This is a genomic window from Streptomyces sp. YIM S03343, from assembly GCF_054729195.1.
The window spans coordinates 5,774,592-5,797,943 of the sequence record NZ_JBPUKX010000001.1 but is presented as its reverse complement, the minus strand read 5'-3'; the positions used below and the strand labels follow the sequence as shown (position 1 = coordinate 5,797,943).

At 68.0% G+C, this 23,352-nt stretch carries 24 protein-coding genes and 1 pseudogene; 7 read left to right on the top strand and 18 right to left on the bottom strand.

The genetic code is table 11. The features are described from left to right. Positions 1-39: 39 nt before the first annotated feature. The 5 genes and pseudogenes from ACSYGN_RS25360 to ACSYGN_RS25340 form a co-directional block, all read right to left on the bottom strand. Complete coding sequence (locus tag ACSYGN_RS25360; protein ID WP_460399395.1) at positions 40-507, bottom strand: hypothetical protein; 468 nt, start codon at positions 505-507, stop codon at positions 40-42. A 79-nt stretch (positions 508-586) separates the two neighbouring features. Further along, on the bottom strand, positions 587-811 hold the full coding sequence (locus tag ACSYGN_RS25355; RefSeq protein WP_460399393.1) for a DUF397 domain-containing protein: 225 nt from the start codon (positions 809-811) through the stop codon (positions 587-589). A 568-nt stretch (positions 812-1,379) separates the two neighbouring features. Next, a complete protein-coding gene (locus ACSYGN_RS25350; protein WP_460399391.1) occupies positions 1,380-2,210 on the bottom strand; it encodes a helix-turn-helix domain-containing protein in 831 nt (276 codons plus the stop codon). Beyond that, positions 2,207-2,728 (bottom strand): DUF6879 family protein, encoded by a 522-nt coding sequence (locus ACSYGN_RS25345; protein WP_460399389.1) that lies wholly within the window; start codon positions 2,726-2,728, stop codon positions 2,207-2,209. Before ACSYGN_RS25345 ends, ACSYGN_RS25350 begins: the two co-directional genes overlap by 4 nt. Next, positions 2,712-2,921, bottom strand: a pseudogene (locus tag ACSYGN_RS25340) (hypothetical protein). Before ACSYGN_RS25340 ends, ACSYGN_RS25345 begins: the two are co-directional and overlap by 17 nt. Before the next feature lie 399 nt (positions 2,922-3,320). On the opposite strand from ACSYGN_RS25340, the gene ACSYGN_RS25335 reads away from it, so the two are divergent. Next, complete coding sequence (locus ACSYGN_RS25335) at positions 3,321-3,758, top strand: YjdF family protein (protein WP_460399387.1); 438 nt, start codon at positions 3,321-3,323, stop codon at positions 3,756-3,758. 237 nt (positions 3,759-3,995) lie between these two features. Here the strand turns inward: ACSYGN_RS25335 and ACSYGN_RS25330 are convergent, their stop codons facing one another. The 5 genes from ACSYGN_RS25330 to ACSYGN_RS25310 form a co-directional block, all read right to left on the bottom strand. Beyond that, positions 3,996-4,145, bottom strand: coding sequence for a hypothetical protein (locus ACSYGN_RS25330; protein WP_460399385.1), 150 nt, complete (start codon positions 4,143-4,145; stop codon positions 3,996-3,998). A gap of 93 nt (positions 4,146-4,238) precedes the next feature. Next, positions 4,239-5,228, bottom strand: a complete 990-nt coding sequence (locus ACSYGN_RS25325; RefSeq protein WP_460399383.1) for an ornithine cyclodeaminase family protein — start codon at positions 5,226-5,228, stop codon at positions 4,239-4,241. 191 nt (positions 5,229-5,419) lie between these two features. Further along, positions 5,420-5,854, bottom strand: coding sequence for a cupin domain-containing protein (locus tag ACSYGN_RS25320; RefSeq protein WP_460399381.1), 435 nt, complete (start codon positions 5,852-5,854; stop codon positions 5,420-5,422). A gap of 90 nt (positions 5,855-5,944) precedes the next feature. Then, on the bottom strand, positions 5,945-6,931 hold the full coding sequence (locus ACSYGN_RS25315; RefSeq protein WP_460399379.1) for an aldo/keto reductase: 987 nt from the start codon (positions 6,929-6,931) through the stop codon (positions 5,945-5,947). Positions 6,932-6,933: 2 nt separating this feature from the next. Next, entirely contained in the window at positions 6,934-7,827 is an 894-nt protein-coding gene (locus ACSYGN_RS25310) for a helix-turn-helix transcriptional regulator (RefSeq protein ID WP_460399377.1), read from the bottom strand. A 152-nt stretch (positions 7,828-7,979) separates the two neighbouring features. Here ACSYGN_RS25310 and ACSYGN_RS25305 point away from each other — a divergent pair, with 152 nt between their 5' ends. The 4 genes from ACSYGN_RS25305 (at position 7,980) to ACSYGN_RS25290 (ending at position 12,618) form a co-directional block, all read left to right on the top strand. Then, positions 7,980-8,315: a carboxymuconolactone decarboxylase family protein gene (locus tag ACSYGN_RS25305; protein ID WP_460399375.1), complete on the top strand. Its 336-nt coding sequence runs from the start codon at positions 7,980-7,982 to the stop codon at positions 8,313-8,315. 433 nt (positions 8,316-8,748) lie between these two features. Continuing rightward, positions 8,749-9,540 carry an alpha/beta fold hydrolase gene (locus tag ACSYGN_RS25300; protein ID WP_460399373.1) on the top strand — a complete coding sequence of 264 codons (792 nt, stop codon included), beginning with the start codon at positions 8,749-8,751 and terminating at the stop codon, positions 9,538-9,540. A gap of 206 nt (positions 9,541-9,746) precedes the next feature. Beyond that, positions 9,747-10,994 carry an RICIN domain-containing protein gene (locus ACSYGN_RS25295; protein ID WP_460399370.1) on the top strand — a complete coding sequence of 416 codons (1,248 nt, stop codon included), beginning with the start codon at positions 9,747-9,749 and terminating at the stop codon, positions 10,992-10,994. Between the two features lie 349 nt (positions 10,995-11,343). Beyond that, complete coding sequence (locus tag ACSYGN_RS25290; protein WP_460399368.1) at positions 11,344-12,618, top strand: MFS transporter; 1,275 nt, start codon at positions 11,344-11,346, stop codon at positions 12,616-12,618. A gap of 221 nt (positions 12,619-12,839) precedes the next feature. Here the strand turns inward: ACSYGN_RS25290 and ACSYGN_RS25285 are convergent, their stop codons facing one another. The 3 genes from ACSYGN_RS25285 to ACSYGN_RS25275 are packed head-to-tail and all read right to left on the bottom strand — an operon-like array spanning position 12,840 to position 14,716. Beyond that, positions 12,840-13,430 carry a class E sortase gene (locus ACSYGN_RS25285; protein WP_460399366.1) on the bottom strand — a complete coding sequence of 197 codons (591 nt, stop codon included), beginning with the start codon at positions 13,428-13,430 and terminating at the stop codon, positions 12,840-12,842. Between the two features lie 14 nt (positions 13,431-13,444). Beyond that, complete coding sequence (locus tag ACSYGN_RS25280; protein WP_460399364.1) at positions 13,445-13,618, bottom strand: hypothetical protein; 174 nt, start codon at positions 13,616-13,618, stop codon at positions 13,445-13,447. Positions 13,619-13,666: 48 nt separating this feature from the next. After that, positions 13,667-14,716 (bottom strand): glycosyltransferase family 2 protein, encoded by a 1,050-nt coding sequence (locus tag ACSYGN_RS25275; protein ID WP_460399362.1) that lies wholly within the window; start codon positions 14,714-14,716, stop codon positions 13,667-13,669. A 407-nt stretch (positions 14,717-15,123) separates the two neighbouring features. Between ACSYGN_RS25275 and ACSYGN_RS25270 the strand changes: the two genes are divergently transcribed. Continuing rightward, complete coding sequence (locus ACSYGN_RS25270; protein ID WP_460399360.1) at positions 15,124-16,644, top strand: AAA family ATPase; 1,521 nt, start codon at positions 15,124-15,126, stop codon at positions 16,642-16,644. A 35-nt stretch (positions 16,645-16,679) separates the two neighbouring features. Here the strand turns inward: ACSYGN_RS25270 and ACSYGN_RS25265 are convergent, their stop codons facing one another. From ACSYGN_RS25265 to ACSYGN_RS25255, 3 genes are all read right to left on the bottom strand, one after another. Continuing rightward, a complete protein-coding gene (locus tag ACSYGN_RS25265; protein ID WP_460399358.1) occupies positions 16,680-17,549 on the bottom strand; it encodes an inositol monophosphatase family protein in 870 nt (289 codons plus the stop codon). A gap of 93 nt (positions 17,550-17,642) precedes the next feature. After that, positions 17,643-18,059 carry an Hsp20/alpha crystallin family protein gene (locus ACSYGN_RS25260; protein WP_460399356.1) on the bottom strand — a complete coding sequence of 139 codons (417 nt, stop codon included), beginning with the start codon at positions 18,057-18,059 and terminating at the stop codon, positions 17,643-17,645. Between the two features lie 250 nt (positions 18,060-18,309). Next, positions 18,310-19,686, bottom strand: a complete 1,377-nt coding sequence (locus ACSYGN_RS25255; RefSeq protein ID WP_460399354.1) for a DUF445 domain-containing protein — start codon at positions 19,684-19,686, stop codon at positions 18,310-18,312. 287 nt (positions 19,687-19,973) lie between these two features. Here ACSYGN_RS25255 and ACSYGN_RS25250 point away from each other — a divergent pair, with 287 nt between their 5' ends. Next, entirely contained in the window at positions 19,974-21,305 is a 1,332-nt protein-coding gene (locus ACSYGN_RS25250) for an SGNH/GDSL hydrolase family protein (RefSeq protein ID WP_460399352.1), read from the top strand. Positions 21,306-21,362: 57 nt separating this feature from the next. Here the strand turns inward: ACSYGN_RS25250 and ACSYGN_RS25245 are convergent, their stop codons facing one another. Together ACSYGN_RS25245 and ACSYGN_RS25240 are read right to left on the bottom strand one after the other, a co-directional pair. Next, positions 21,363-22,325 carry a DUF1707 SHOCT-like domain-containing protein gene (locus ACSYGN_RS25245; RefSeq protein ID WP_460399350.1) on the bottom strand — a complete coding sequence of 321 codons (963 nt, stop codon included), beginning with the start codon at positions 22,323-22,325 and terminating at the stop codon, positions 21,363-21,365. 10 nt (positions 22,326-22,335) lie between these two features. Beyond that, positions 22,336-23,346 carry an ABC transporter ATP-binding protein gene (locus ACSYGN_RS25240; protein WP_460399348.1) on the bottom strand — a complete coding sequence of 337 codons (1,011 nt, stop codon included), beginning with the start codon at positions 23,344-23,346 and terminating at the stop codon, positions 22,336-22,338. Positions 23,347-23,352: the final 6 nt, after the last annotated feature.

The following is a 23,352-nucleotide window of genomic DNA, read 5'->3' as shown; positions in this document are numbered from 1 at the left end:
GACGCAATCGGCGACCGGGGCTCGGGGTCATGGCCTGGCCTACCGGACGGGGCACGCCAGTTCAGGCATCGAGCGATTCGGGGAACACGTCACCAGCGCCAGATGCAGATACGAGGGGAGTTCGAGATAGAAGCCCAGTGACACATCCGTGCCGAATTCCAGCCGCTCAGCAGCGGAGTTGACCAGCGCAACGCAGTGGGCGGTATCACGATCCTTCGCCGAGGCGAACCTGGGTACGTACTCAGCCAACCGCGCGCCGAGCCATGAGGCCGCCTCCTTCGCCTCGTCCCACGTGCCCCGGACTACTGAACGGGGTTTGATGAGCCAGTACGCCGTTTCCAGGGGCGGGAGGTCCGACATGGGGAACTCTGCGGCCACCTCGCGGTAGCGCTGGATCAGTTCGGGCTTGCTTCCGGCCGGTGGCGGATCGGGATGCGGGGGCCGCCGTAGAGCCTCGTTGTCGAAGCGCTCTTTCGGCCCGGTCCACAGATAGCCGTGGTGATGCACCAGTCGTTCCCGTTTCGAGAAGTGCCAGCCGGGCCGACGGGCGGGGGATGGACCCGGCCCGGCTGGCGGGAGGGGAGGATCAGACGTTCAGGCCGAAGCGCGCCGGGTCAATGCCGGCCACCTCCAGTTCCTCCGTGGTGAACCGCAGCGGCTGAGCGTCCGGCCGCTTGCTGTCGCCCAGGGCCCACGCGTCCTCACCGATCCGGGCCAGGGTCACGCACCCCTCGGAGCAGGGGCCGCCGCACGCCTTCACGAACGAGGAGCCGCTGATGTCGAGCGCGTACAGGTCATTTCCGTTCTGCATCACTGCACCTTCCTGCTCAACTGATCGCGGTCATGGCTGACCGCCGCCGCCCGTTCGGGCGGGAGTTCAAGGGAATGGGCCACGTTTCAGCGGCCGGAGCGCCTGCCGGGCCCCGAGCACCGCGAGCACCGCGAGCACTGGCACGGTGGCCACGCAGAAGTAGCCAGGGGCGGTAGGTCGTCCTCTGCGAACACGGCCCGCTCGCGCTCCCAGGTCTGCCCCGAATCGAAAGAGACGCGAATCGTCATGAGGGGATGCCTGGCGAGCACCTGAGCGTACGTTTCCCTGCTCACGAGGCGTGCGCCTCACCCTGGTGCTGTCGCAGCCTCACGTTGGCGTCGGAGGCAGCGCTGTAGTCGCCTGTGGATCGCGCGTTATCGCGGCTCACACAAATGCCCAGACACGCAATACACCCTGGTACTGCTTTCGGCTCCGAGGGTAGTTCCGTCAGCACGTACCCTTGGGGCTTTTTCGTACCATCCATCGATCCTCCCGGCCTCATGACACCTATCCATGATCTACCGGGTTGCGGATTTCACCGAGCGTTATTCCCGTTCTGGCCTAAAGATCACCGGTAAGCCTCTGCCCATTGCTGAAGCAGAATCCTGGCTTCTTCGTCGAAGAGAGCGTGACCTTCGAAGAGCGAGAACACGGCCAGGTACTCGGAGACGTCGCGAGCGTCCCGGAAAACCATGCGACCTGTAAAATTCTCAACCGTGGCAAGCCGGCCGTCGTACACCGTGAATGTGTTCATAGGCCCGCGAGGTGTGACTGTCCCTGTCGGGATGACGCCGATACGAAGGTTCGGCAAGCGAGACAGTGATATAAGACGGTCGATCTGCATTGCCATGACCGGGGGCGGAACAATGGCCCACTTTGCGGCCTGTTCGGTGAGGATAAAAGTGAAGGACTTCGACGTGTCGTAGAGAACCGTCTGGCGTTCCAGCTTGCGGGCCACCGTCTTGGAGGGATCGCCCGGGGTGTGACTCAGGCTGGCACGGATGAACTCTGGGGTTGCCAGCAGGCCCGTAATCATCGAGGGCAGGAAGTATCGAAGGTCACTTGCCTCAGACTCCAGTGAAGCCAATTCCGTCTGTCGCTTCTCCATGCCGCGACGCCATGACGAGCGTTTGTCCTGCCATTCAGTATTCGCGATGCGTGCGACAGCCGTGATCTCTGCGACTATTTCAGGTGGAGCATCGAGCGCTTGAAGGATGCGCTCGACGTCTACGAGCTTCGGCGTCTTCTTGCCGGTCTCGAACTTACTGATCTGACTTTGAGACATGTTGCAACGCCGAGCGAGCCGGTCCCCAGTGAGACCGGCCCGCTTGCGAAGCTCGCGGAGCTTTTCCGCCAGGTCGGTCCTGGACTGACCTAGCTGCTCGGGCTCGAACGTCACCCAGATTCTTTCACGTACTCGGAAAACGGTACGGAGTGAGCAAGGGCAATTCGCCTCCACTCCAGGTACGGAGTGATATCGCCCGTGAACAGCTCTCGGTTGATCTGTGTACCGTCCGGTCTGAAATTCAAGTGGACGATTCTTGACTCATCGAACATCCACCAGTCAGTACCCGACAGTGGGAGTTCGTAGTCGTTCTGGGTCACGTCCAGGATGCGGATGTCTTCCCCGGCGTTGATATTTCCGGGAATTCCCCAAGCAAACTGGTAGCGCTGGTAGTCCGTCAACGGCTGACGGACGATCCGCACTCGGCCGATGGCACGCCCCGATGCCACGAAACCCCGTACCCGGTCATGCCACCGCGAGTTGTGGTCAACGGGCTTTGGCTCACCTCGGAGGAAGCGAGCGACGTTCTCAGCCTCCTTGTGCATGGTGTAGGTGGGTTGGGCCTCGAAGCGCCACGCCGTCCGTTCGTACGCGTCGAACGTCGTCCGCCACTCGTCACCATCCAAGAGCACGTACAGCCTCCCTGAGTACCGCCTCCGGGATCTCCACCAGTGCCTCCCCCTCCGGCGGCTGGAAAGCGCTGGACGAGTTCCCCTGGACCACGATGGATCCACTGGCCGTGCGGTAGACGTTCGGTCAGTCATCGTCGTCGCAGTCGGGCCCGTTGATGCTGCCCGTCAGTCGCGTCAGATCGCTACGCGCCATGGTGCCCCCTTTCCGCCTGGCCCCGGTTGGGGTCCCTGCTCGACGACGCTACGGAGCGCGTTGCCCGTCGTCCATGCCGACTCTGAAATATTCCCGATCCGGCATAAATGATCCTGCCCTCTCGCGCGGTTGCGGGCCTGTGCGCCTACAGACCCGCCTCCGCCACAACTCCCGTACGCCTTCGCGATCGAGGTCCCGCTGTTGTCGAGCGTGTACAGGTCGCTGACGGCGCTGATCCCCCGGGCCGGAGTAGCCTGATCCTGCGCACGCAAACGCTGTCCGGTTGGTAGCCCGGACGCTGTCGTCATACGGCAGTCTGTAGCCGCCCTCTCCAGGGATGTCCGGTGTGCCGGAATCCGGCCTCGTCAGGCCGGTGGCTGGCACGTGCTGGAGAGTTTTATGACTACCTCAGTGACCATGACAGTCTTCTTCGATGCCCCGTTCTGGGTCGGAGTCCTTGAGATCGCCGAGGCGGGTGAGGTCCGCGCCACTCGGCATGTGTTCGGTGGTGAACCCACGGACGCCGAGCTGTATCAGTTCCTGCTACGTCATGGGACAGCGCTGCTGGAACGTGCGCACGCCAACCCTGCGGTTCCCGTGGAGAGCCGGCGCCCGGTGCGGCACAACCCGAAGCGAGCCGTGAGGCTGGCCGCCCGGGAGGCAGCCAGAGTTGCCCAGGGGCGACACAGCACCGCGTCTCAGGAAGCGCTGCAGCTGGAACTCGAGCAGCGCAAGTCGTCGGCCGCAGCCGAGGCCAAGACGCGAAGGCAGGACGAGGCCGAGCACAAGTACGCCATGGCGCGGGCCAAGCGCAAGCGCCGGAAGCGCGGGCGTTGAGAAGACAGACGCCGATGACGCGGCCGACCCGTCTGTACTCCTCGCCTTCGATTCCTTATGCCGGGAAGGCAGTTCGGAGGACCGAGCGGGCGCGCCCGTTCACCGCGAGGAACGCCGGTCGCACTGAACACTGAGCACTTGAGTTGGCGCCGCTCGCCAACTCAAGTGCTCATAGTGGGAGCCTTCGCTGCGGCGGGCCGGGATGGTCGTCCGCCTCCAACCGGCACTCATCCGGCGTCACTTGCCGCTGAAGACGGGGAACGCGCTGTGTTCGCCGTAGTCCACGTCGGACAGGCTCCGTAGGGCGTCCATGTCTTCGCCCGAGATCTCGAAGTCGACCCCGGTGTTGGAGCGCATGTGCTCGGGAATCTCGATGTCGGCGTACACACGTATGTGCTCACCTGCGTACGGGCGAATGTGCCCAACCGGTTGGCTGCGTGTTGCCGGTCCAGCCGCCGTGATCGCGTGCCGGTGGGGGCGTCACCGCAGCGTGATGTCCTCGCCGACTGACTGCTCGCGGGCGGAGGCGACGACCAGGGCCGTGGCCGCCGCGTCCTGCGCTGCCACGCCGACCGACTTGTAGAGGGTGATCTGGTCCGGTGCGGTGCGCCCCGGTCTGCTGCCGGTGATGAGTTCGCCCAGCTCGGCGTGCACGTGATCGGCTGTGATGAGGTTGTCGCGGATCGGCATGAGCAGGTCGTTGCTGCCCGCAGGGAACGGTGCGAGCACGGCCTGGCGTGATTCGACGCACACCAGTGCCTCGGTGACCGTGGCGTCGTCGATCTCGCGGCCGACCGGGTTGTACCCCACGGAGGTGATGTGCACTCCGGGTGTCAGCCAGGAACGGCGGATCACGGGTTCGACGGCGTGGGTCGTCGCGGCGGCGATGTCCGCGCCGTCGAGTGCCTCGGCGTAGCTGGACACCGCCTGGACTTCGCCCTCCAGTACGGCTGAGAGCTCCTCGGCCAGGGCAGCCGCCTTCGCCGGATCCCGGCCGGCGACACGGATCCGCCGGATCGGGCGGACCCGACAGATCGCGCGGGCGTGAGAGCGGGCCTGCACGCCGGTGCCCAGCACTGCTAGCACTGTCGCGTCCTCGCGGGCCAGCAGCTGCGCCGACAGCGCGGAGCAGGCACCGGTCCGCGCTGCGGTGATGGCCGTACCGTCCAGCAGCGCAGCGGGCTCGCCGGTGTCCGGATCGAACGCCACGATCAGCGCCTGATGCGTAGGCAGCCGCACCCCGTCGTTGTGCGGGAAGAGGGACACCAGCTTGGTCATGAGCACCCCGGCCGACGGGAGGAAGCCCGGCATGGCCGCCAGGAGTCCATCGCGTTCGGGCACCTGGGCGGCGACGCGGGCAGGTACCGAGGCGCGGCCGGCACTGAGGTCCGCCATCGCCGAGGCCAGGGCATCGATCAGCGAGTCCACGTCGAGCAGCGCCTCGACCTGCGAGCGACCCAGAACAAGCATGCGCCTCAACCTCCTGATGCCGGTCATCCGGCCGGCGACCGCACAGTGAAAGCGTCAACCGCAGCCCCCCACCGCCCCGGCCAGGACACGCCGTCCTTCCTGAGCACGTTCATCCGTACGCACCTGAGCACATCAGCGTGTACGCCGACACTCGACGTTGTTGGACAGCGTGTAGGTCTCGTCCAGGATGGTCATGCGTTTGCTCCGTTCTTCGGCAGCTCGCCGTACGCCTCGTCGGTGACGGGCTCGAGCCATTCGTTGCTGACGTCTTCGCCCGGGGTGATGAAGGCGACGTGGGAGAACCACGAGTCGGCCTTCGCGCCGTGCCAGTGCTTCGTGCCCGCCGGGACACGGATCACCGTTCCCGGTTCCATGCTGACGGGGTCCTCGCCCTCGGCCTGGTACCAGCCGCTGCCCGCCGTGCACAGCAGGATCTGGTCACCGCCGCCGCCCGTGCCGTGGTGGATGTGCCAGTTGTTGCGGCAGCCCGGCTCGAAGGAGACATTGCTGACGGGCACGCTCCCCGAGGCGAGCGGAGCCAGGTAGCTCTGGCCGATGAAGTACTGCGCGAAGGCGTCGTTCTTCTCCCCGAGCGGGAAGACCTGGTCAAATCCGTTGCCGGTCATTTCGTTCTTTCCTTCTGTTTCAGCGCGTCCCGCCGGGCGCGGGTGCGGCAGCGGCGTCATGGGTCCAGCCGGCCAGGCTGCGCAGCATCCCTAGCGATTGACGTAGGCCATGTGCTCGGCGTTGTAGCGATCGCCGCTGACGCCGACCCGCTGGGCAAGGCCGTCGAGGCCCGCGACCTCGTCCGCGGACAGCCCGACGGCCGTCGCGGCGGCGTTCTCCTGGATGCGTGCCGTGCGGCGGGTGCCGGGGATCGGCACGATCCATGGCTGCTGCGCGAGCAGCCAGGCAAGGGCAATCTGGCCCGGCGTCGCGCCCTTCACTTCGGCGAGTTGCCGGACATGGTCGACGAGTGCCTGGTTCGCGGCCAGGTTCTCCTCCTTGAAGCGCGGAACCCGGTGGCGGATGTCCCCGTCGGTGAAGGTCGTGGACGTGTCGACGGTGCCGGTGAGGAAGCCCTTGCCCAGGGGGCTGAACGGCACGAACCCGATGCCGAGCTCGGCGAGCGTGGGCAGCACCTCAGCCTCGGGGTCCCGTGTCCACAGCGAGTACTCGCTCTGGACTGCGGTCACGGGGTGGACGGCGTGTGCGGCGCGGATGGTGGCGGCCGAGGCCTCGGAGAGCCCGAAGTGCCTGGCTTTCCCCTCGGCGATCAGCTCGCCGACCGTGCCTGCGACGTCCTCGATCGGCACACCGGGGTCGACGCGGTGCTGGTAGAACAGGTCGATCGCGTCGGTGCGGAGCCGCTTCAGAGACTCCTCCGCGACGTGGCGGATCTGCTCGGGACGGCTGTTGAGGCCGATGCTCTGGCCGTCTTGGATGTCCCATCCGAACTTGGTGGCGATCACGACCTGGTCGCGGATCGGCTCCAGCGCCTCGCCGACCAGCTCCTCGTTCACGTAGGGCCCGTAGACCTCGGCGGTGTCGAAGAAGGTCACGCCCTCGTCGACCGCGGAGCGCAGCACTGCGATCATGTCGTCGCGGCTGCCGGGGTTGGGGCCGTAGCTCTGGGACATGCCCATCGCGCCGAGCCCGATCGCGGAGACCTCAAGGCCTTGTCCGAGTGTTCTGGTGTGCATGGTCATCTCTCTTGGATCGTGGTCGGGCGTCCGGCGCGGGGCTGTACTGCGGTGGACGTCGCGGCGAGGCTCGCGAGCAGTTGCAGGCGCTCCTGGCTGGGCGAGCCGGGCTCTGCGGTGTAGATGAGGAAGGACAGCCCGGGCTCGGCGGTCAGCTCCATCCCCTCGTAGGTCAAAGTGAGGTCGCCGACCTCGTGGTGGTGGAACTCCTTGGTGCCCGATCCGTGGCGGCGCACATTGTGTGCTCCCCACCGCGTGCGGAACGCGTCGCTGCACGTGGACAGCTCGCCGATCAGGTCGTGCAGCTGCTTGTCCCGGGGATCCCTGCCGGCCTCGGTGCGCAGGATCGACACGGTGACGTCCGCGGCCGCCTCCCAGTCGGGGTAGAAGGCCTTGGCCCGTTCGTCGAGGAAGCAGTACCGCGCCAGGTTCTCTTGCCCGGGGCCGTCGAACACCTCGTCGTAGAAGGCCCGCCCGAGGGCGTTGGTGGCGAGGACGTCCATCCGTCCGTTGCGCACGAACGCGGGCCCGAGGGCGATGGCGTCCAGCGCACGGGTCAGGCTGTCCCTGGGCACCCACTTCTTCGACCTGTTCCTGCGCACGGTCCGGGCCGCGCCATTGGCTGCCCGGGCAAGGTCGAAGAGGTGCTCGCGCTCGGCGTCGTCCAGCTGCAGCGCCCGGGCGACCGACTCGAGGACGGCATCGGAGACGCCGGCCAGGTGGCCGCGCTCGATCTTGGCGTAGTACTCCGGGCTCACGTCCGCGAGCATCGCCACCTCGCCGCGGCGGAGGCCCGCCACCCTCCGGTGCCCGGAGACCGTCAGCCCAGCCTGCTCGGGAGTGAGGTTCGCACGACGGGACATGAGGAACTCCCGCGCTTCGTTCCTGGCTTCCATGCACTCCACGCTAAGGCGCGAAGCCCCTGTGAGGGATGCCCTGCCAGTACGTCCTTCACCGGGGACTCCCTCGCTCGGCATGCCTGGCGATGTCATTGGCATTGCACCTTCAGAGATCGACTGACGGACGTCGCCGCAGGCAGGGAGAGATCATGGCCGAGAACACAAGCACCGGCTGGACCGGCGGGAAGAATGCCTTCGGCGACTTCGCCCCGGGGATGGTCCATTACACCGACAAGATCCTCTTCGACGAGGTCTGGGAGCGCCAGGGCCTGTCCAAGCGCGACCGCAGCCTCGTCACCATCTCCGCTCTGACCGCGCTCGGGAAGGTGGGCCAGCTGCCGTTCCACCTCGGCTTCGCCCGCCAGAACGGCGTCACCGACGAGGAGCTGCAGGAGGCCCTGCTGCACTTGGCGTTCTACTCCGGCTGGCCCAACGGCATGGGAGCGACGAGCGTGCTGCAGAGCATCGTCGAGCCGCAGGACTGAGCCTGCCCCAGGCACGGCCGCCGCGTCGGCCGGATGGTCGGCGACGGCATCCCCGATCCCCGCTCGCGGCCTCGGGCGGCGCTATCGCGCTCAGCTGCCAACTAGCGTGCTCAAGCGCCAACTATCCCGCTCAGTCACATGAATGGGCCGAGGACAAGGCGTTCCGAGCGAGGTTCGAACTCGAAGTCGCTGCCGCGCGGATGGTCCCGAACGAGGCTCACGACCCTTGAAATCTGGTTGAGCGGTGGGAAAATGCGTTGGAGGGATGGTGATCGGGCTGCTAGCTTGCGGTTGTCCGTGACGCCGTCCGAGGAGGTGAGACCCATGAACGCTGTATCGACGTGGGTGCTCCCCCTTCCCGTCACGGCCGGCGATTGACGTAGGTGTCGCCGGGAGCGCCTCGACAACAAGGCACTCCCGAAAGGCAACACCTATGCATTCTCTGCACCATTCTCTGCACCATTCTCTGCAGTTCACCGCCGAGTCGTCGTCGAACGGCATGGTCGAACGCGACTTCGCCCTGGGCGACGTCCCCGGAGTTCTCTGGTCACCGGCCTCCGGCGCGGCCGATCGTGCGCCGCTGGTCCTGATGGGTCACGGCGGCGGGGCCCACAAGAAGCACCGGGCGATGGTCGGCCGCGCCGGCCGCCTCGTGACCGGCTGCGGCTTCCATGTCGCCGTCATCGACGCGCCCGGTCACGGCGACCGGCCGCGCACCGCGCAGGACGAGCAGGAGATCGCCGAGCTGCGCAAGGCACAGGCGGCGGGCGCGCCGGAAGGCCCGATCATCGTCCCCTACAACGCCCGCCTGGCGGAGCTCGCCGTGCCCGAGTGGCAGGCGACCCTGGACGCCCTTCAGGAACTTCCGGAGATCGGCGCCGAGGGGCCGGTGGGCTACGTCGGCATCGCCATGGGCACCGCGATCGGGGTGCCGCTGGTGGCGGCCGAGCCCAGGATCACGGCCGCTGTCTTCGGCATGATGTGGCCCGATGCCCTGTTCGAGGCGGCGAAGCAGATCACCGTCCCGATCGAGTTCGTCCTGCAGTGGGACGACGAGCGCATGCCGCGTGAGGCCGGCCTCGCGCTGTTCGACGCCTTCGCCTCGAAGGAGAAGACGTTGCACGCCAACGCGGGCTCACACTTCGAATTCCCCATGTTCGAGGTCGACAGCTCGGTCCGGTTCCTCGCCCGGCATCTCGGCCGGACGGTTGCCTCACCGGCCTGATGAGGTGAGCGGCAGCGGCGTCCGGTCTGACCATCGGGCGCCGCTGCCCGGACGGGATCGGCCCGCGCGGCAGAACGCCCAACCGCTGGACCGGACCAAGCTCTTGACGGGCACTTACCTCACTACTTAAATCAAGAAGCGACGCCTTCACCCCCCACCCTGGCGGGCTCATCCGTGCGCCCGGCCGCCGTATGGAAGGAAGAGCCGTGGCCTCCCCACGCCTGCTCCGCAGATGTCTGTTCGCCGCCCTGTCCGCCGCACTGGTCGCGTCCGCCGCGACCGGCGCGGCGCAGGCGGGTCCGCAGGATGCCGCCCCCGCCGCCGCGACCGCCGCCGCCGCGGTGGCCTTCTCCGACAACTTCGACGGTGCCGCCGGTTCCGCGGTCGACTCGTCGAAGTGGCAGATCGAGACGGGCGACAACGTCAACAACCACGAGCGGCAGTACTACACGTCGGGCAACAAGAACGCGGCCCTGGACGGCCAGGGTCACCTGGTGATCACCGCGCGGAAGGAAAACCCGTCGAACTACCAGTGCTGGTACGGGACCTGCCAGTATACCTCGGCCCGGCTGAACACCTCCGGGAAGTTCAACGCGCAGTACGGGCACGTCGAGGCGCGGATGAAGATCCCGCGGGGGCAGGGCATGTGGCCCGCGTTCTGGATGCTGGGCACGCCGGTCAACTGGCCGGACTCGGGCGAGATCGACGTCATGGAGAACGTCGGCTACGAGCCCTCCACCGTGCACGGCACCATCCACGGCCCCGGCTACTCGGGCTCGGGCGGCATCGGCGCGGCCTACTCGCTGTCCAACGGCCAGGCCTTCGCGGACGCCTTCCACACCTTCGCGGTGGACTGGGCGCCCGACTCGATCACCTGGTCCGTGGACGGCAACGTCTACCAGCGGCGCACCCCGGCCGACCTCGGCGGAAAGACGTGGGTGTTCAACAAGCCGTTCTTCCTGATCCTGAACCTGGCCGTGGGCGGCTACTGGCCTGGTGACCCGGACGGCTCCACCTCGTTCCCGCAGCAGCTTGTGGTGGACTCCGTGTCGGTGACGACCGGCAGTACGTCCACCGGCGCGGCGATCAAGGGCCTGGCCGGCAAGTGCGTGGACGTCGCCGGGGCGAACTCCGCCAATGGGACCGCCGTTCAACTCTACGACTGCAACGGCACCGCTGCCCAGCAGTGGACCGTGGGCTCCGACGGTACGATCCGCGCGCTCGGCAAGTGCCTTGACGTGACCGGCAACGGCACCGCCGACGGCACCACGGTCCAGCTCTGGGACTGCACCGGCGGCCCCAACCAGAAGTGGGCCGTCAGCGGCGCGAACGACATCGTCAATCCGCAGGCTGACAAGTGCCTGGACGTGACCGGCAACAACTCGGCCAACGGCACCCGGCTGCAGATCTGGACCTGCACGGGTGGCGCCAACCAGAAGTGGACGGTCGGCTGACACCTCGCCCGCGACGCCGGGCCGGTCCAGCGGGTCCCCCGCGAGACCGGCCCCGCTTGCGGAGCTTGCGGAGTTCGCGGGGCTCGCGGGGCTCGCGGGGCTTCTCCGCTGGGGCGGCAGCCCGTCGGGGTTGTGAGTGACCCGTGTAACTACGTCATTTGATCTTATTCCGGGTCTGGCTCGCTAAGATGATCGACGAGTTGAGGCGCTGGCCCTGCGCTGGCGGGAGTGGGGGACTGCCGTCTCGGCGGGCAGGGACGCCAGGGAACCGCGAGCACGCCTCCGTGCACCTCTACGGCTCTCCCACGACCGTGATCCAGCGGCCGTACCCGACTCGCTGGAGGTCGTCGTGGCCACCGAAGAAGAGACAGCCCGGCCCGACGGCACCGCCGTTCCGGCCTATCGCGACGGCAACGTGCTGCGCTGGCTCACCGCGTACACCGCATCCCTCGTCGGCGACAGCGTGTACTTCGTCGCGCTCGGCTGGTCCGCGCAGAAGGTCGCCGGGCCGACCGAGGTCGGACTGGTCATGGCCGCCGGGGCGTTGCCCCGGGCGGTGCTCATGCTCGCCGGGGGTGTGGTGGCCGACCGTGTCGATCCCCGCCGGGTCGTCCTCGGGAGCGACGCGGTGCGCTGTCTCCTCATTCTCGCGGTGGCGGGCAGCATCGCGTTGAGTTCGCCCGCCTTGTGGATCCTGGTGGCCGTGGCGCTCGTGTTCGGTGCCGTCGATGCCATGTTCGTGCCCGCCGTCGGTGCTCTCCCGTCGCGGATGACGAGTCCTGAGCAACTGGCCCGAGTCACCGGGATGCGTGCGCTGTCGATGCGCCTCAGCCAGGTCGTCGGGCCGCCGATCGGCGGCCTGGCCATGGGGCTCGGGGGCGCGGCGAGCGCCTTCGGGGTCGCCGGGCTGCTCTTCGCGCTCTCCCTGCCGCTCCTGCTGACCGTACGGGTCCGGCCCGTCACGGGCGACAGCCCCGAGTCGGAGCAGTCGGGGTCGGCGAAGGAGAACCTGCTCGACGGGCTGCGTTACATCCGTCGCCACCGGCTCATCGGACCCCTCGTCATCGTCAGTGCCATCTGCGAGTTGGGGCTCACCGGCACCATCAGTGTCGGCATGGTGCTCCTCAACGCCGAGCGCGGCTGGGGGCCTTCGGGCTACGGCCTGATCGTCAGCGCCTTCGGTGCCGGAGCCACGGCAAGCGCCACGCTGCTCACTGTCGCGGGCTGGCTGCCCCGCGCCGGGCTGATGATGGCCGGGACGCTGCTCGTGGGCTGCGCGGGTGTGGCCGCTGTCTCGTTCATTCACACCCTCTGGATCGCCGTGGTCGTGGCCGCGCTCATCGGGCTGAACGCCGGCGTCTTCGGCAGCCTGGACAACGCCCTCATCCAGACCTCGGCCGACCCCGCGTATCTCGGCCGGGTCACCGCCGCCATGATGCTCACCCTGGTCGGTCTCGCCCCGCTCAGCTACCCGCTGGTCGGCGCCGCCATCGGCGCCTGGGGCGTGGACCGGGTGTTCATGGGCTGCGGCGCCTTCGCCAGTCTGAGCGCCGTGATCGCCCTGGCCTCCGACGCCGTACGGCATGCCGAACTGCCCCGGAAGAAGTCGCCGGCGACCAGCTAGCCAGGACCCGCTCGCGTTCTTTGTCTTCGTGCAACTCGCCGCCCAGCGGCGGGATCTGCCGCTGGGCGACCTTCCCGGGCTCTACGGCATCGGTCCGGTGCACGACCACGCCGTCTGACGGCACCTGCCAACTGTCCCAGCAGGGGTCCACGCACTGGAGATCACAGGAGGTCCGGCCCCTCACGGCTGGACGCGGCACCACAGCCGATGGCGCCCAGTGATCATTTCTCCAGTTCGCCCCATGCCACGAGCCGGTGGGTGTATGTGCCGTTCCAACCGCGGTCCGTGCAGGTGGTGAGCGTGATCCGAGCCTTGTCCGGCCTGGCGCCCGGCCTGTTGGGAACGGGAAGCACGACGCCGATGTCGGTGGGCTTGACGACCTGGGTCCGGGTGACCCGGTAGGTGTATGTCTTACGGTGCCAGTCGACCTTGATTTCGTCGCCTTTTGTCAGGTCCGGCAACCGATGAAACGGCTGCCCCCACCCCGTGCGGTGGCCGGCGATCGCAAAGTTGCCTCTTTCGCCCGGCATGGCTGTGCCTGGATAGTGCCCGGGGCCCTTCGCAAGAGCGCTCTGGGACACGCCCTCAACGATCACGGGGTCGTAGCCCGAGCCGAAGCGAGGAATCCTCAGCGTCGCGAGCGCACCGCCTTCGTGAGGGACGTCGGCCGACGGCTGGATCTCCTTGCGCAGTACCTTCTGGGTGGCTCTGTACTGATGGTCCGAGTGCCAGGTCTGGAGAAGCATGAAGCCTCCCAGGAGCAGACCGGCGAGTATCAGGCCGATACCCAGAAGTTGACTTGCCTTTTTCATGTCTGGCCCGGGGGTCAGGAGTCGTCATCGAACTTTCGGGGAAACAGTCGCAGAACAGCGAATCCCGCCGAGATCAGAACGAACACGACCATCCAGAACCAGATGCTGTCGGGGCCGCCGGTGACAGGCAGTACCCCTGCCGCACTGGTTCCTCCCGCGGTGGCGCCTGCGGCTGCATAGTTCGCCATGAATTTCCTCCTCTGTCTGTTCGGTCTCTTTTCAGGGACCGTTTGAAATTACCAGTTTCGTTCTCGCTGAAGAGCTGTATCGACGAGCGCACGGAGGTGCACTCCCTGCAGAAACAGGTCGTAGAACCATTCCGGTACGACCAGCATCGAGGCAATCGACACGCGCCAACCCCTGGATTTTGCGGTGATCGCCCGCTCAATGGCGTAAAAAGCGGTGAAAGCTATCCAGAACGGAGCAATTTTCAGGCCCGATCCAGCTGCGAGGAACCACAGAACCGAACCCAGGTACACGGTCGACACGGATACCCCGAGGAATGCCACGACCTGCCTGACCCAACCTTCTGCGGTGTGACGAGTCATGCCGTAGCCGATCAGATTCTCGAGCGCTCCGCGCTTCCAGCGAAGCCGCTGCTTCGCAAGGGCTCGCCATGTTTCCATGACTTCGGTACTCATGGTCGCGCGGGCCGGAGCAACGATACGGAATCCGAGATGCTTCAGTGCGAGCGTGAGCTCGTTGTCCTCGGTCAGTGCCTTCGTGTCGTACACTCCGTCGGCCGGGGGCAGAAGGCCCGATTCGCGGGCGGCGAGCACACCTTTCAGAGCACCGGCCTTGAAAAGGCAGGCGGTGCCTGTCAGACAAAGGACCTTGCCGTTCTTTCGTGCTGTGTCGCGAGCGTACCGGGCGAACTCGTTGCGCTGGAAGACACCACAGAGTCTGCCGCCCGAGCGACCCCGGAAGTTGCCGCCCACCGCGCCGTAGCCCTGCTCCATCTTCCGTGCGGCCACCTCGATGAAGCGAGCATCCAGATAGGTGTCGGCGTCCTGGATGAGGATTGCGTCGTCGTCTGCCATGTCCGGCAGCAATCTGTCCAGTGCTCCATTGAGATTGCCGGCCTTCTTGTGCCTGTTGGCGACCGAATGCCAGACTTCGGCACCGGCCTCTCGGGCAATTCGCTCCAGGTCTTCGGTTCGACCGCGGTCCTGGTGTGGATCCAGGGTCACGATGACGCGGTCCGCAAGACGTGTCTGCGCCTGCAGCGCATCGAGGACGTGGGGCAGGGAATCCGTTTCCCTGTAGGCGGGTACGAGCACCGTCACACTGGGGACTCCCGGCTCCGGTTGTGGGCCAGGGGGGCTCTGAAACGGCCGGTTGCCACTCGTCGTCATATCGATCCCCACGTGATCCGTGCGGCTGGAAGGCCGTCTTCTCGTCGCCTCGACCGCGTCCTCTGTCTGTAAGTTTACGGTGTATCCATACATAGGATACTTAGAGCGTAGTGTCAAGATTGGACCCGTATCACCGCTCGGGCCGCCCGTACCTGCCGGAGTGTCTGCCCTGCTGATCGAGCGCCTGACGGGCACCAAGACCGGTGCGCCGCTGCTCAGCCTTCTCCGTCTCGGGAACTCGCCGACTCAGTTGTCGTTACACACATCGACGAAATCCGTCGAAGTAGACTTGTACAAGTTCTAGGCATCTCGATCTCTTCGCGAGTACGGAGTCCCCCATGGCCGAGGAGTTGCCCAAGCCCCCCGACGTCGTCGACCGCGACCGTGAGTGGCGGCTGCTCACCGACTTCGTCCGTGACCCGGCGCCCGCCCTGCGGCTCGGGATCGTGTCCGGGCGGCGGCGGCACGGGAAGTCGTATCTGCTGCGAGCCCTCACCGAGGCCGTCGGCGGGCTGCACGTCACCGCTGTCCGGGAGGAAGGGCGGCTGCCCGCGCTCCAGCGCTTCACCGATGCGATCGCGGCCCATGCCGGGCTGCGGTCGGGGACCTTGCGGCTCACCGACTGGTATCAGGTGCTGACCAACGCCCTCGACGTCGTGACCCGGCAGGCCTCGACGCCGCTCCTCGTCATCGACGAACTGCCCTATCTGCTCCAGCACTCGCCCGAAGTGCCTGGCATCCTTCAGCAGATCTACGACGAGCGGCAGCGGGGCGGCGTCGGCAGCGGGGCCCGGATCATCCTCTGTGGTTCTGCCATGAGCGTCATGCACGAACTGCTCTCCGGTACCAAGCCGCTTCGCGGGCGGGCCGTCGTCGATCTGCGGCTCGGTGCCTTCGACTACCGTGCCAGCCGTGAGTTCTGGCAGATCGAGGACCCGCTCACCGCTCTGCACGTCCACGCGGTCCTCGGTGGCGCGCCCGGGTATCAGCCCATCGCCTCCCGGCCGGGGCCGAGTGACGGCTTCGAGCGCTGGCTCACCAGCACCGTCCTCGACCCCGGGCGCGCCGTCTACTCACGTACCGAGACCGAATATCTGCTGCGCGAGGATCCCCGGATAACCCAACACACCCTCTACTACGACATCCTCACCGCCATCGCCCAAGGCGCCTCCACCCCCACCAAAATCGGTTCCGCCCTCGCCCGTCAGCGCAACGCCGTCGCCCACCCACTGGACGTTCTGAAGTCCACCGGTTACGTCCAGCGCGAGCAGGACATCCTTCGGCCCCGCCATCCCGTCATCACGCTCACCGACCCCGTCATCCGCTTCAACCAGCTCATCACCCTCCCCCAGGCCGCGGCGATCGAGCAGGGCTTCGCCGAGCAGGCCTGGCACGCCTCCGCGCCCACCTTCAACTCCAAGATCCTGGGCCCTCACTTCGAGGAGCTCGCCCGGATCTGGACTCTGCGGTACGCCCACGCCGTACTGCCCGGCGGGCTTCCCGGACCCATCGGCACCACCGAGGTCCCCGACCCCGCCGCCCGCACCAAACACGAAGTCGACGTCCTCGCCCTCGCTCTCGGCGAGCGGCCCCAGGCTCCCCGGGCGCGCATCGCGCTGCTCGGCAAGGCCAAAGCCACCCTCGCCCGGCGCGGCACCGGCGACCTCGAACGGCTGGAGCACATCCGCCAGTTGCTCACCGAGCAGGGTTACGACACCTCCCGCACCGTCCTCGTCCTGTTCTCCCTGCACGGGTTCTATCCGGACGTCGTGCAACTCGCCGTCCAGCGGCGGGATCTGCTGTTGGTCGATCTTCCCGGGTTGTACGGGGTCGGGCCCGTGCTCGGCATCGGGAGCTGATCCTTGGCTTCCCGCACGGTCGCAGGCCTGTATGCCTACAGACCGACCTCCCGCCACAGCTCCCGCATCTCCGCCGCCGCTCCCGGCGCCGTCAGCAGCAGCGGTCTGTTGTACTGCGGGAGTTGCGGGACCGCCACCGCTCCCGCCTCAGTCGCGATCAGGTAGGCCGGCAGACCGTCCACCGCGTGGAACTCGCCTATCGCCGCTGCCGTTGCCCGGCCTGCTGCCACCTGGGTCAGGGAGAGGGCCGTCGAGCCCATCACTCGGGTGGTGCAGTGGCGGGTGGACAGGAGGACCATCAGGTGGTCCAGGCCCGGCCAGTGGGCGTGAGCGGCCCATGCCGTCAGGAAGACGTGGCCCGTCACCGTGGTGTGGTCGGCGGCTTGGATCGGGGTGCCGTTCAGGTGGGCGCCGCCGCCCCTTGTCGCCGTGAATGTCTCCCGTCGCCACGGGTCTGCCACCAGGCCCAGGAGGGGGGTGCCGTCTGCTGCCACCAGGCCCAGGGAGAACGAGCACCAGCCGATGCCGTGCGCGTAGTTCGTCGTTCCGTCCACCGGGTCTATCACCCAGTGCGGGGCCTGAGGCGTCGACGGCTTCTCCACGCCGTACTCCTCGCCCTCTATTCCATGGGTCGGGAAGGCGGTGCGGAGGACCGAGCGGGCGTGTGCCTCTATCGCCTCGTCCGTCTCCGTGACTATGTCTGCCGGGCTGGCCTTCTCTCTTACGGCGCGTACGGCGTCGGCCGCGTCGGCCGCACCGCCGGTGGCTCGGGGTTCGCGGATCCGGGCTGTCGCCCATTCCGCCAGGTTCTTTGCCACCTGTAGTGCGTGGTCCAGGTCCGGCCCTGCCGGATCGAGTCCGGTCCGTTCCCCGTCCCGGTCCGCTTCCGGCTTCTCTTCGCTCATGCCGTCCCGTCCCTCGTCCACCAGCAGCCAGGCCGAGCATGCCCGTCCCGCAGGCACATCGCACATGCCTGCGGGACAGCAGCGTTCGGGACGTCAGGTCAGCTGCTTCTTCGTGTCGCCGCCCGTGATCTGGATCTTGCGGGGCTTGGCCTGCTCGGCCACCGGAATGCGCAGTGTCAGGACGCCCGCCTCGTACGACGCGTCGATGCGCTCCGTGTCGAGCGTGTCGCCCAGGAACAGCTGCCGGGTGAAGATGCCCGCGGGGCGCTCCGCCACGATCATCTCCGCGTCCTTCGGAGCGGGGTTGCGGCGCTCGGCGCGGACGTTCAGCACGTTCCTCTCCACGTCGATGTCGATCGACTCCGGGTCGATGCCGGGGAGGTCGAAGTGGACGACGAACTCGCCGTCCGCGCGGTACGCGTCCATCGTCATCGCCGCCGGGCGCGCCGCGCCCAGGACCTGCTGCGCGAGCCGGTCGAACTCACGGAACGGGTCGGTGCGCATGAGCATCACGGGTCACTTCCCTTCATGTTCGGTGCGATGCCCTACGACTTCCTATATAGCTCCATGGAGGAAAGTTGACAAGTCTCGACTCAAGTTTCGGATCGAGTTTCGGATGGGTCCGGGCCTTGCGGGGGCGGGATGATGCTGAGGCAACGCAGGTGCTGGTGGCTAAGCCGGTGCTGGTGGGGTGCCCGCGGGGGTGGGTCGCGCGGCCCGGCGCTTACGAGGCAGCGCCCGCGGCGGGGCGAGCGTCGGCCTACACCCCCGCCGCGCGTGACAGTGTGAAGATCAGCAGGCCCGCCAGTGAGCCCACCACCGTGCCGTTGATTCTGATGAACTGGAGGTCTCGGCCTATGTGGGCCTCGATCTTGCGGGTGGTGTGGTCGGGGTCCCAGCCGGCGACCGTGTCGGTGATCAGGGACGTGATCTCCTTGCGGTAGGTCCTGACGACGTAGACCGCCGCGTTTTCCAGCCAGCCGTCCATCTTGGCCTGCAGCCTCGGGTCCGCCTTCATGCGTGCGCCCAGGGAGAGCAGGGATGTCCGTACCCGCAGGCGTAGTTCGCTGCGTTCGTCCTCCGCGGCCGAGACGATCATGGATCGTACGGCGGTCCACACCGACGCGATCAGGTCCTGGACCTCGCCCCGGCCCAGCACCTCGCCCTTGAGGCGTTCGACGCGTGCCCGGGTGTCGGTGTCGGACTGGAGGTCGGCGGCGAAGTCGGTCAGGAAACGGTCCAGGGCGCCACGGGCCGGGTGCGACGGCATGTCGCGCATCTCTGCGGTGAAGCGGACGAGTTCCTTGTAGACCCGCTCCCCCACCTTCCGGTCCACGAAGCGCGGGGTCCAGCCCGGGGCGCCGCCCTGCACGGCGTCCAGGACCTGGGCGTCGTGCCGTATCAGCCAGTCGTGCGCACGCGTGACGACCAAGTCGACGGCGCGCTTGTGACCGCCGTCGGCCACAATCTTCTCCAGCATCTTGCCTATGCCGGGCGCGACCTCCTGGGCGTCGGCCCGGCGGGTGATCGCCTCCGTGACCACCGCCTGGACGTCCGTGTCCCGCATCACCGCGAGCGCACCCCGCGTCGCCGCCGCCAGTTCCGCTGTCACCCGGTCCGCGTGGTCCGGTACCGCCAGCCACGCGCCGAGTCTGCTGCCGATGCCCACGGCGCGCAGCCGCTGCCGTACGACATCCGCGGACAGGAAGTTCTCGCCGACGAACTCGCCCAGCGAGACTCCCAGCTGGTCCTTCTTGGTGGGGATGATCGCGGTGTGCGGGATCGGCAGGCCGAGGGGGCGGCGGAAGAGAGCCGTGACCGCGAACCAGTCGGCCAGCGCGCCGACCATGCCCGCCTCGGCCGCCGCCGCGACATAGTCGGCCCAGGGGCCCGCGCCCGCGTCCGACGCCCACTTGGCGGCCACGTACACCACCGCCACGAACAGCAGCAGGCCCGCGGCCGTCAGCTTCATACGGCGCACCCCGCGCTGCCGTTCCTCATCGGCGGGGGTGAAGGCGGTCATCGTGCGGTGGGTGGGGGCAGCGGTTCCCGTGCCGGTGCCGCCGCCCGTCGTCGCCGCGGTATCGGGGTCCGGTCGTTCCGGCCTTTCCGGCCGCTCCGTCTGCGTCTGTGTCATCAGCTCCACCCACCCGTCCGTGGTCCCAGCCGTGGGTACCCGTGATCGCCGTGCTATCCGTGATCCCTTACACATTGTCCCTTCCTGTCCGACTCCTGGAACGGAACAGGAGTTCCCGGCGTCTCTCTGACGGGTGAATCGGGCTTCCATCGGGCGGGCAATCGGGCTCCCATCGGGCGGGCACGCACAGGCCTCCCGGGCCGCCGACGGGGAGATCTGCGCGCCCTTCCGGATCATGGGATCATCGGACCGGAGCTTCGGGCTCCCACCGCCCGAGGGGAACCCATATGCCCAGGCGTCATGGCTATGCCCTGCTCAGCGCGCTCATAGCACTGACGGTGGCGATATCCGCCGCCATATACCTCGGCGTGGCAGCCGACGACGGCACCGGGCGGCACGCACCGTCCGGCAGCCACACCCCGCACAGCACCGCCGCCCCCGCCTCCACCGGCACCTGGGTCGGCGCCTGGGCCGCCTCCCCCGTCGGGGGCGAGCCCGGCACCGAGACCGGCGGGTTCGCGGACCGCTCCGTGCGCAACGTCGTCCACACCACCGCCTCCGGCACCGGCGCCCGGATCACCCTCTCCAACCTCTACGGCGAGTCCCCGCTCACCGTCACCCACGCCACCGTCGCCGTCGCCTCGGGCAACGACAGCGCGGACGCGGTGTCCGGCACCATGCGGCGGCTCACCTTCGGCGGCAGCGCCTCCGTCGTCATACGATCCGGCGGCCAGACGATGAGCGACGCCGTCCGCATCGACGTCGCCGACGGCGCGAATCTCCTGGTCACCACCTATTCCCCGATCCCCTCCGGCCCCGTGACCTATCACCCGAACGCCCGCCAGATCTCCTACGTCGCCCAGGGCGACCGCACCGAGGACATGACCGGTGCCCCGTACACGGAGCAGACCTCCTACTGGCGGTATCTCACAGCACTGGACGTGCTCAGCGACGACTCCGACGGCACCGTCGTCGCCTTCGGCGACTCGCTCACCGACGGGATCACCTCCACCGAGAACGCCGACCACCGATGGACCGACGCCCTCGCCACCCGGCTGCGCACAGCCATCGCCTCGGGTCAGAAGCTGCCCCGCTACTCGGTCGTCAACGAGGGCATCAGCGGCAACCAGGTCCTCGCCGACGGTCTCGGCCGCCCCGCCGACAACCAGAGCGGCCTCCGGCGCTTCGGGCGCGACGTGCTCTCCCGCACCAACGCCAAGGTCGTCGTCATCGACCTCGGCGTCAACGACATCCTGCGCAACCCGAGGAGCGCCGACCCGCACAAGATCACCGACGGGCTGCGCACCCTGGTCCGCCGGGCCCACGCCCACGGTCTGAAGGTCGTCGGCGCCACCCTCATGCCCTTCAAGGGCCACCGCGGCTACAGCGACGGCCGCGACACCGTACGGCAGAAGATCAACGCCGAGATCCGGGCGGGCCGGGTCTACGACGCGTACACCGACTTCGACAAGGCGCTGCGCGACCCCTACGACCCGCGCCGGCTGCTGCCCGACTACGACTCCGGCGACCATCTCCACCCGAGCGACCTGGGCTACGGCAGGATGGCGTCCGTCTTCGATCTCAAGGAACTCAAGCGGGCGGGGCAGGCCGAGCTGTAGGCCGCCCGGCCACCGTCAGGCGACTGCCACGCCGTAGGTCCTCCACGCCGTAGGGCCTCAGTAGTCCCCGTACCTGCGCCGCTGCCGGTCGTCGCGGCGCTCCCGGTGCCGTTCGCGCCGTTCCTCCTGGCGCTCGCGGCGCTCCTCGCGGTGCTCGCGCAGCATCTCCAGGTGATCGTCCCAGATCTCACGGGGGTCGTCCGACGAGCCGGACGGGCCGAGTTCGCGGCGGGCCTGCTTACGCTCCAGCTTCTCGCGGCGCCGCTCCTCCTTCAGCCGCTGCCGTTCGGCCCGGGTGGCTTTGCGTTCCACCCCGACGCCGCCCCAGAAGGCGAACCCGCTGATGATCACGCGCGGGGCACCCGGGTCGCCCGGCACACCGTCCTCGCGCTGGTCGAAGCCGCCCATCAGGCCGAAGCCGCGCACCACGACCTCCACGCCGGGCGGCACGATCACCTGCACCCCGCCCATGATCGCGATGCAGTTGATCTCGACCTCGTGGTCGGCGAAGTTCGCCTCGCGCAGATCGATCTCCCCGCCGCCCCAGAAGGCGAAGCAGTTGAAGCGCCTCGGTACGGTCCAGCGGCCCTTGCGCTGGAAGCCGGACAGCACGGCCACCCCCCAGTGGTGGCCCGGGCCGTCCTCGCCGGTGATACGGCCCGCCCAGCTTCCGTCCGCCACGGGCTTCTTGGTGAACGACACGGGATGCGGGGGCGTGACACCCGCGGCCGGCAGGTCACGGGTGATCGGGGTCAGCTCGGCGTACGTCCGTGCCTGGTACGTCGTCTCCAACCGCTCCTCGAACTCCGCCATGTCGAGGCGGCCCTCCGCGACGGCGTCCCGCAACACCTCGGCGACCCGCTCACGATCGGCGTCGGACGCACGGAGGTTCTGGATGTGCGGGTCGTCCGGGTGGTTCGGGTGATCCGCGCGGGCCGGTTGGTTCGCGTGGTTCGGCTGGTTCGCTTGGTTCGGCTGAGCCGGGCGGTCCGGGCGGTCCGGGACTGCGTCGTCGGTCATGGACAGCAGCCTACGAGACCGCTCTACCCGCGTACATCTTTGCGATGACCGCCTCGATGTCGGGTTCCCGCACCGACAGGTCGACCAGCGGATATCCGGCCGCGATCCTGGCCACCAGCGGCGCCGCCGACTGCCCCGCGGGGAACGCCAGCCACTGCCGCGGCCCCTCCACCCGCACCACCCTCGCCCCGGGCACCTCGACAGGAGGCAACTCCCGCTCCAGGTCCACCACCAGCGTCCGTTCGCTGTCCCCCGCCTCGTGCAGCCCGGCGAGCGGGCCGTCGTACACCAGACGGCCGTGGTCGATGACCATCACACGGGAGCACAACTGCTCGATGTCCTGGAGGTCGTGCGTGGTCAGCAGGACGGTGGTGCCGCGCTCGGCGTTCACATCGCGCAGGAACTCCCGCACCTTCACCTTGGAGATGACGTCCAGGCCGATGGTCGGCTCGTCGAGATAGAGGATGTCCGGGTCGTGCAGCAGCGCCGCCGCGATGTCGCCGCGCATCCGCTGGCCGAGCGACAGTTGCCGTACCGGGGTGTCCAACAGGTCCGCCAGTTCGAGGAGTTCGACGAGGCGGTCCAGGTTCGCCCGGTAACGGGCGTCCGGGATGCGGTACATGCGGTGCGCCAGCCGGTACGAGTCGATCAGCGGAAGGTCCCACCACAGCGTCGTACGCTGCCCGAACACCACCCCGATGCGGTGGGCCAGGCGGGTGCGTTCGCGGGACGGGTCGAGACCGGCGACCCTCAGCCGACCGCCGCTGGGGGTGAGGATGCCCGTCAGCATCTTGATCGTCGTCGACTTCCCGGCGCCGTTCGGGCCGATGTAGCCGACCATCTCGCCGCGTTCCACCCGGAACGACAGCGCGTCGACCGCCCGCACCTCGCGCCGCTCCCGGCTGAGCAGCCCGGTCCTGCGGCGCACCTCGAAGACCTTCTCCACGCCGTCGAGTCGGATGAAGGAGTCCGCGCCGTCGTCGGCGGAGCCGACGAAGCCACCGGTGAAGTCCGTGTCCATGCCCAT

What these genes read in the sequence shown, in the direction of transcription:
- ACSYGN_RS25285 (WP_460399366.1), bottom strand. Translation starts at nt 13,430, where the DNA reads ATGAAAAAGGCAAGTCAACTTCTGGGTATCGGCCTGATACTCGCCGGT.
- ACSYGN_RS25265 (WP_460399358.1), bottom strand. Translation starts at nt 17,549, where the DNA reads ATGAGCGAAGAGAAGCCGGAAGCGGACCGGGACGGGGAACGGACCGGA.
- ACSYGN_RS25260 (WP_460399356.1), bottom strand. Translation starts at nt 18,059, where the DNA reads ATGCTCATGCGCACCGACCCGTTCCGTGAGTTCGACCGGCTCGCGCAG.
- ACSYGN_RS25255 (WP_460399354.1), bottom strand. Translation starts at nt 19,686, where the DNA reads ATGACACAGACGCAGACGGAGCGGCCGGAAAGGCCGGAACGACCGGAC.
- ACSYGN_RS25305 (WP_460399375.1), top strand. Translation starts at nt 7,980, where the DNA reads ATGGCCGAGAACACAAGCACCGGCTGGACCGGCGGGAAGAATGCCTTC.
- ACSYGN_RS25250 (WP_460399352.1), top strand. Translation starts at nt 19,974, where the DNA reads ATGCCCAGGCGTCATGGCTATGCCCTGCTCAGCGCGCTCATAGCACTG.
- ACSYGN_RS25300 (WP_460399373.1), top strand. Translation starts at nt 8,749, where the DNA reads ATGCATTCTCTGCACCATTCTCTGCACCATTCTCTGCAGTTCACCGCC.
- ACSYGN_RS25320 (WP_460399381.1), bottom strand. Translation starts at nt 5,854, where the DNA reads ATGACCGGCAACGGATTTGACCAGGTCTTCCCGCTCGGGGAGAAGAAC.
- ACSYGN_RS25325 (WP_460399383.1), bottom strand. Translation starts at nt 5,228, where the DNA reads ATGCTTGTTCTGGGTCGCTCGCAGGTCGAGGCGCTGCTCGACGTGGAC.
- ACSYGN_RS25240 (WP_460399348.1), bottom strand. Translation starts at nt 23,346, where the DNA reads ATGGACACGGACTTCACCGGTGGCTTCGTCGGCTCCGCCGACGACGGC.
- ACSYGN_RS25270 (WP_460399360.1), top strand. Translation starts at nt 15,124, where the DNA reads ATGGCCGAGGAGTTGCCCAAGCCCCCCGACGTCGTCGACCGCGACCGT.
- ACSYGN_RS25355 (WP_460399393.1), bottom strand. Translation starts at nt 811, where the DNA reads ATGCAGAACGGAAATGACCTGTACGCGCTCGACATCAGCGGCTCCTCG.
- ACSYGN_RS25245 (WP_460399350.1), bottom strand. Translation starts at nt 22,325, where the DNA reads ATGACCGACGACGCAGTCCCGGACCGCCCGGACCGCCCGGCTCAGCCG.
- ACSYGN_RS25335 (WP_460399387.1), top strand. Translation starts at nt 3,321, where the DNA reads ATGACTACCTCAGTGACCATGACAGTCTTCTTCGATGCCCCGTTCTGG.
- ACSYGN_RS25315 (WP_460399379.1), bottom strand. Translation starts at nt 6,931, where the DNA reads ATGCACACCAGAACACTCGGACAAGGCCTTGAGGTCTCCGCGATCGGG.
- ACSYGN_RS25310 (WP_460399377.1), bottom strand. Translation starts at nt 7,827, where the DNA reads ATGGAAGCCAGGAACGAAGCGCGGGAGTTCCTCATGTCCCGTCGTGCG.
- ACSYGN_RS25280 (WP_460399364.1), bottom strand. Translation starts at nt 13,618, where the DNA reads ATGGCGAACTATGCAGCCGCAGGCGCCACCGCGGGAGGAACCAGTGCG.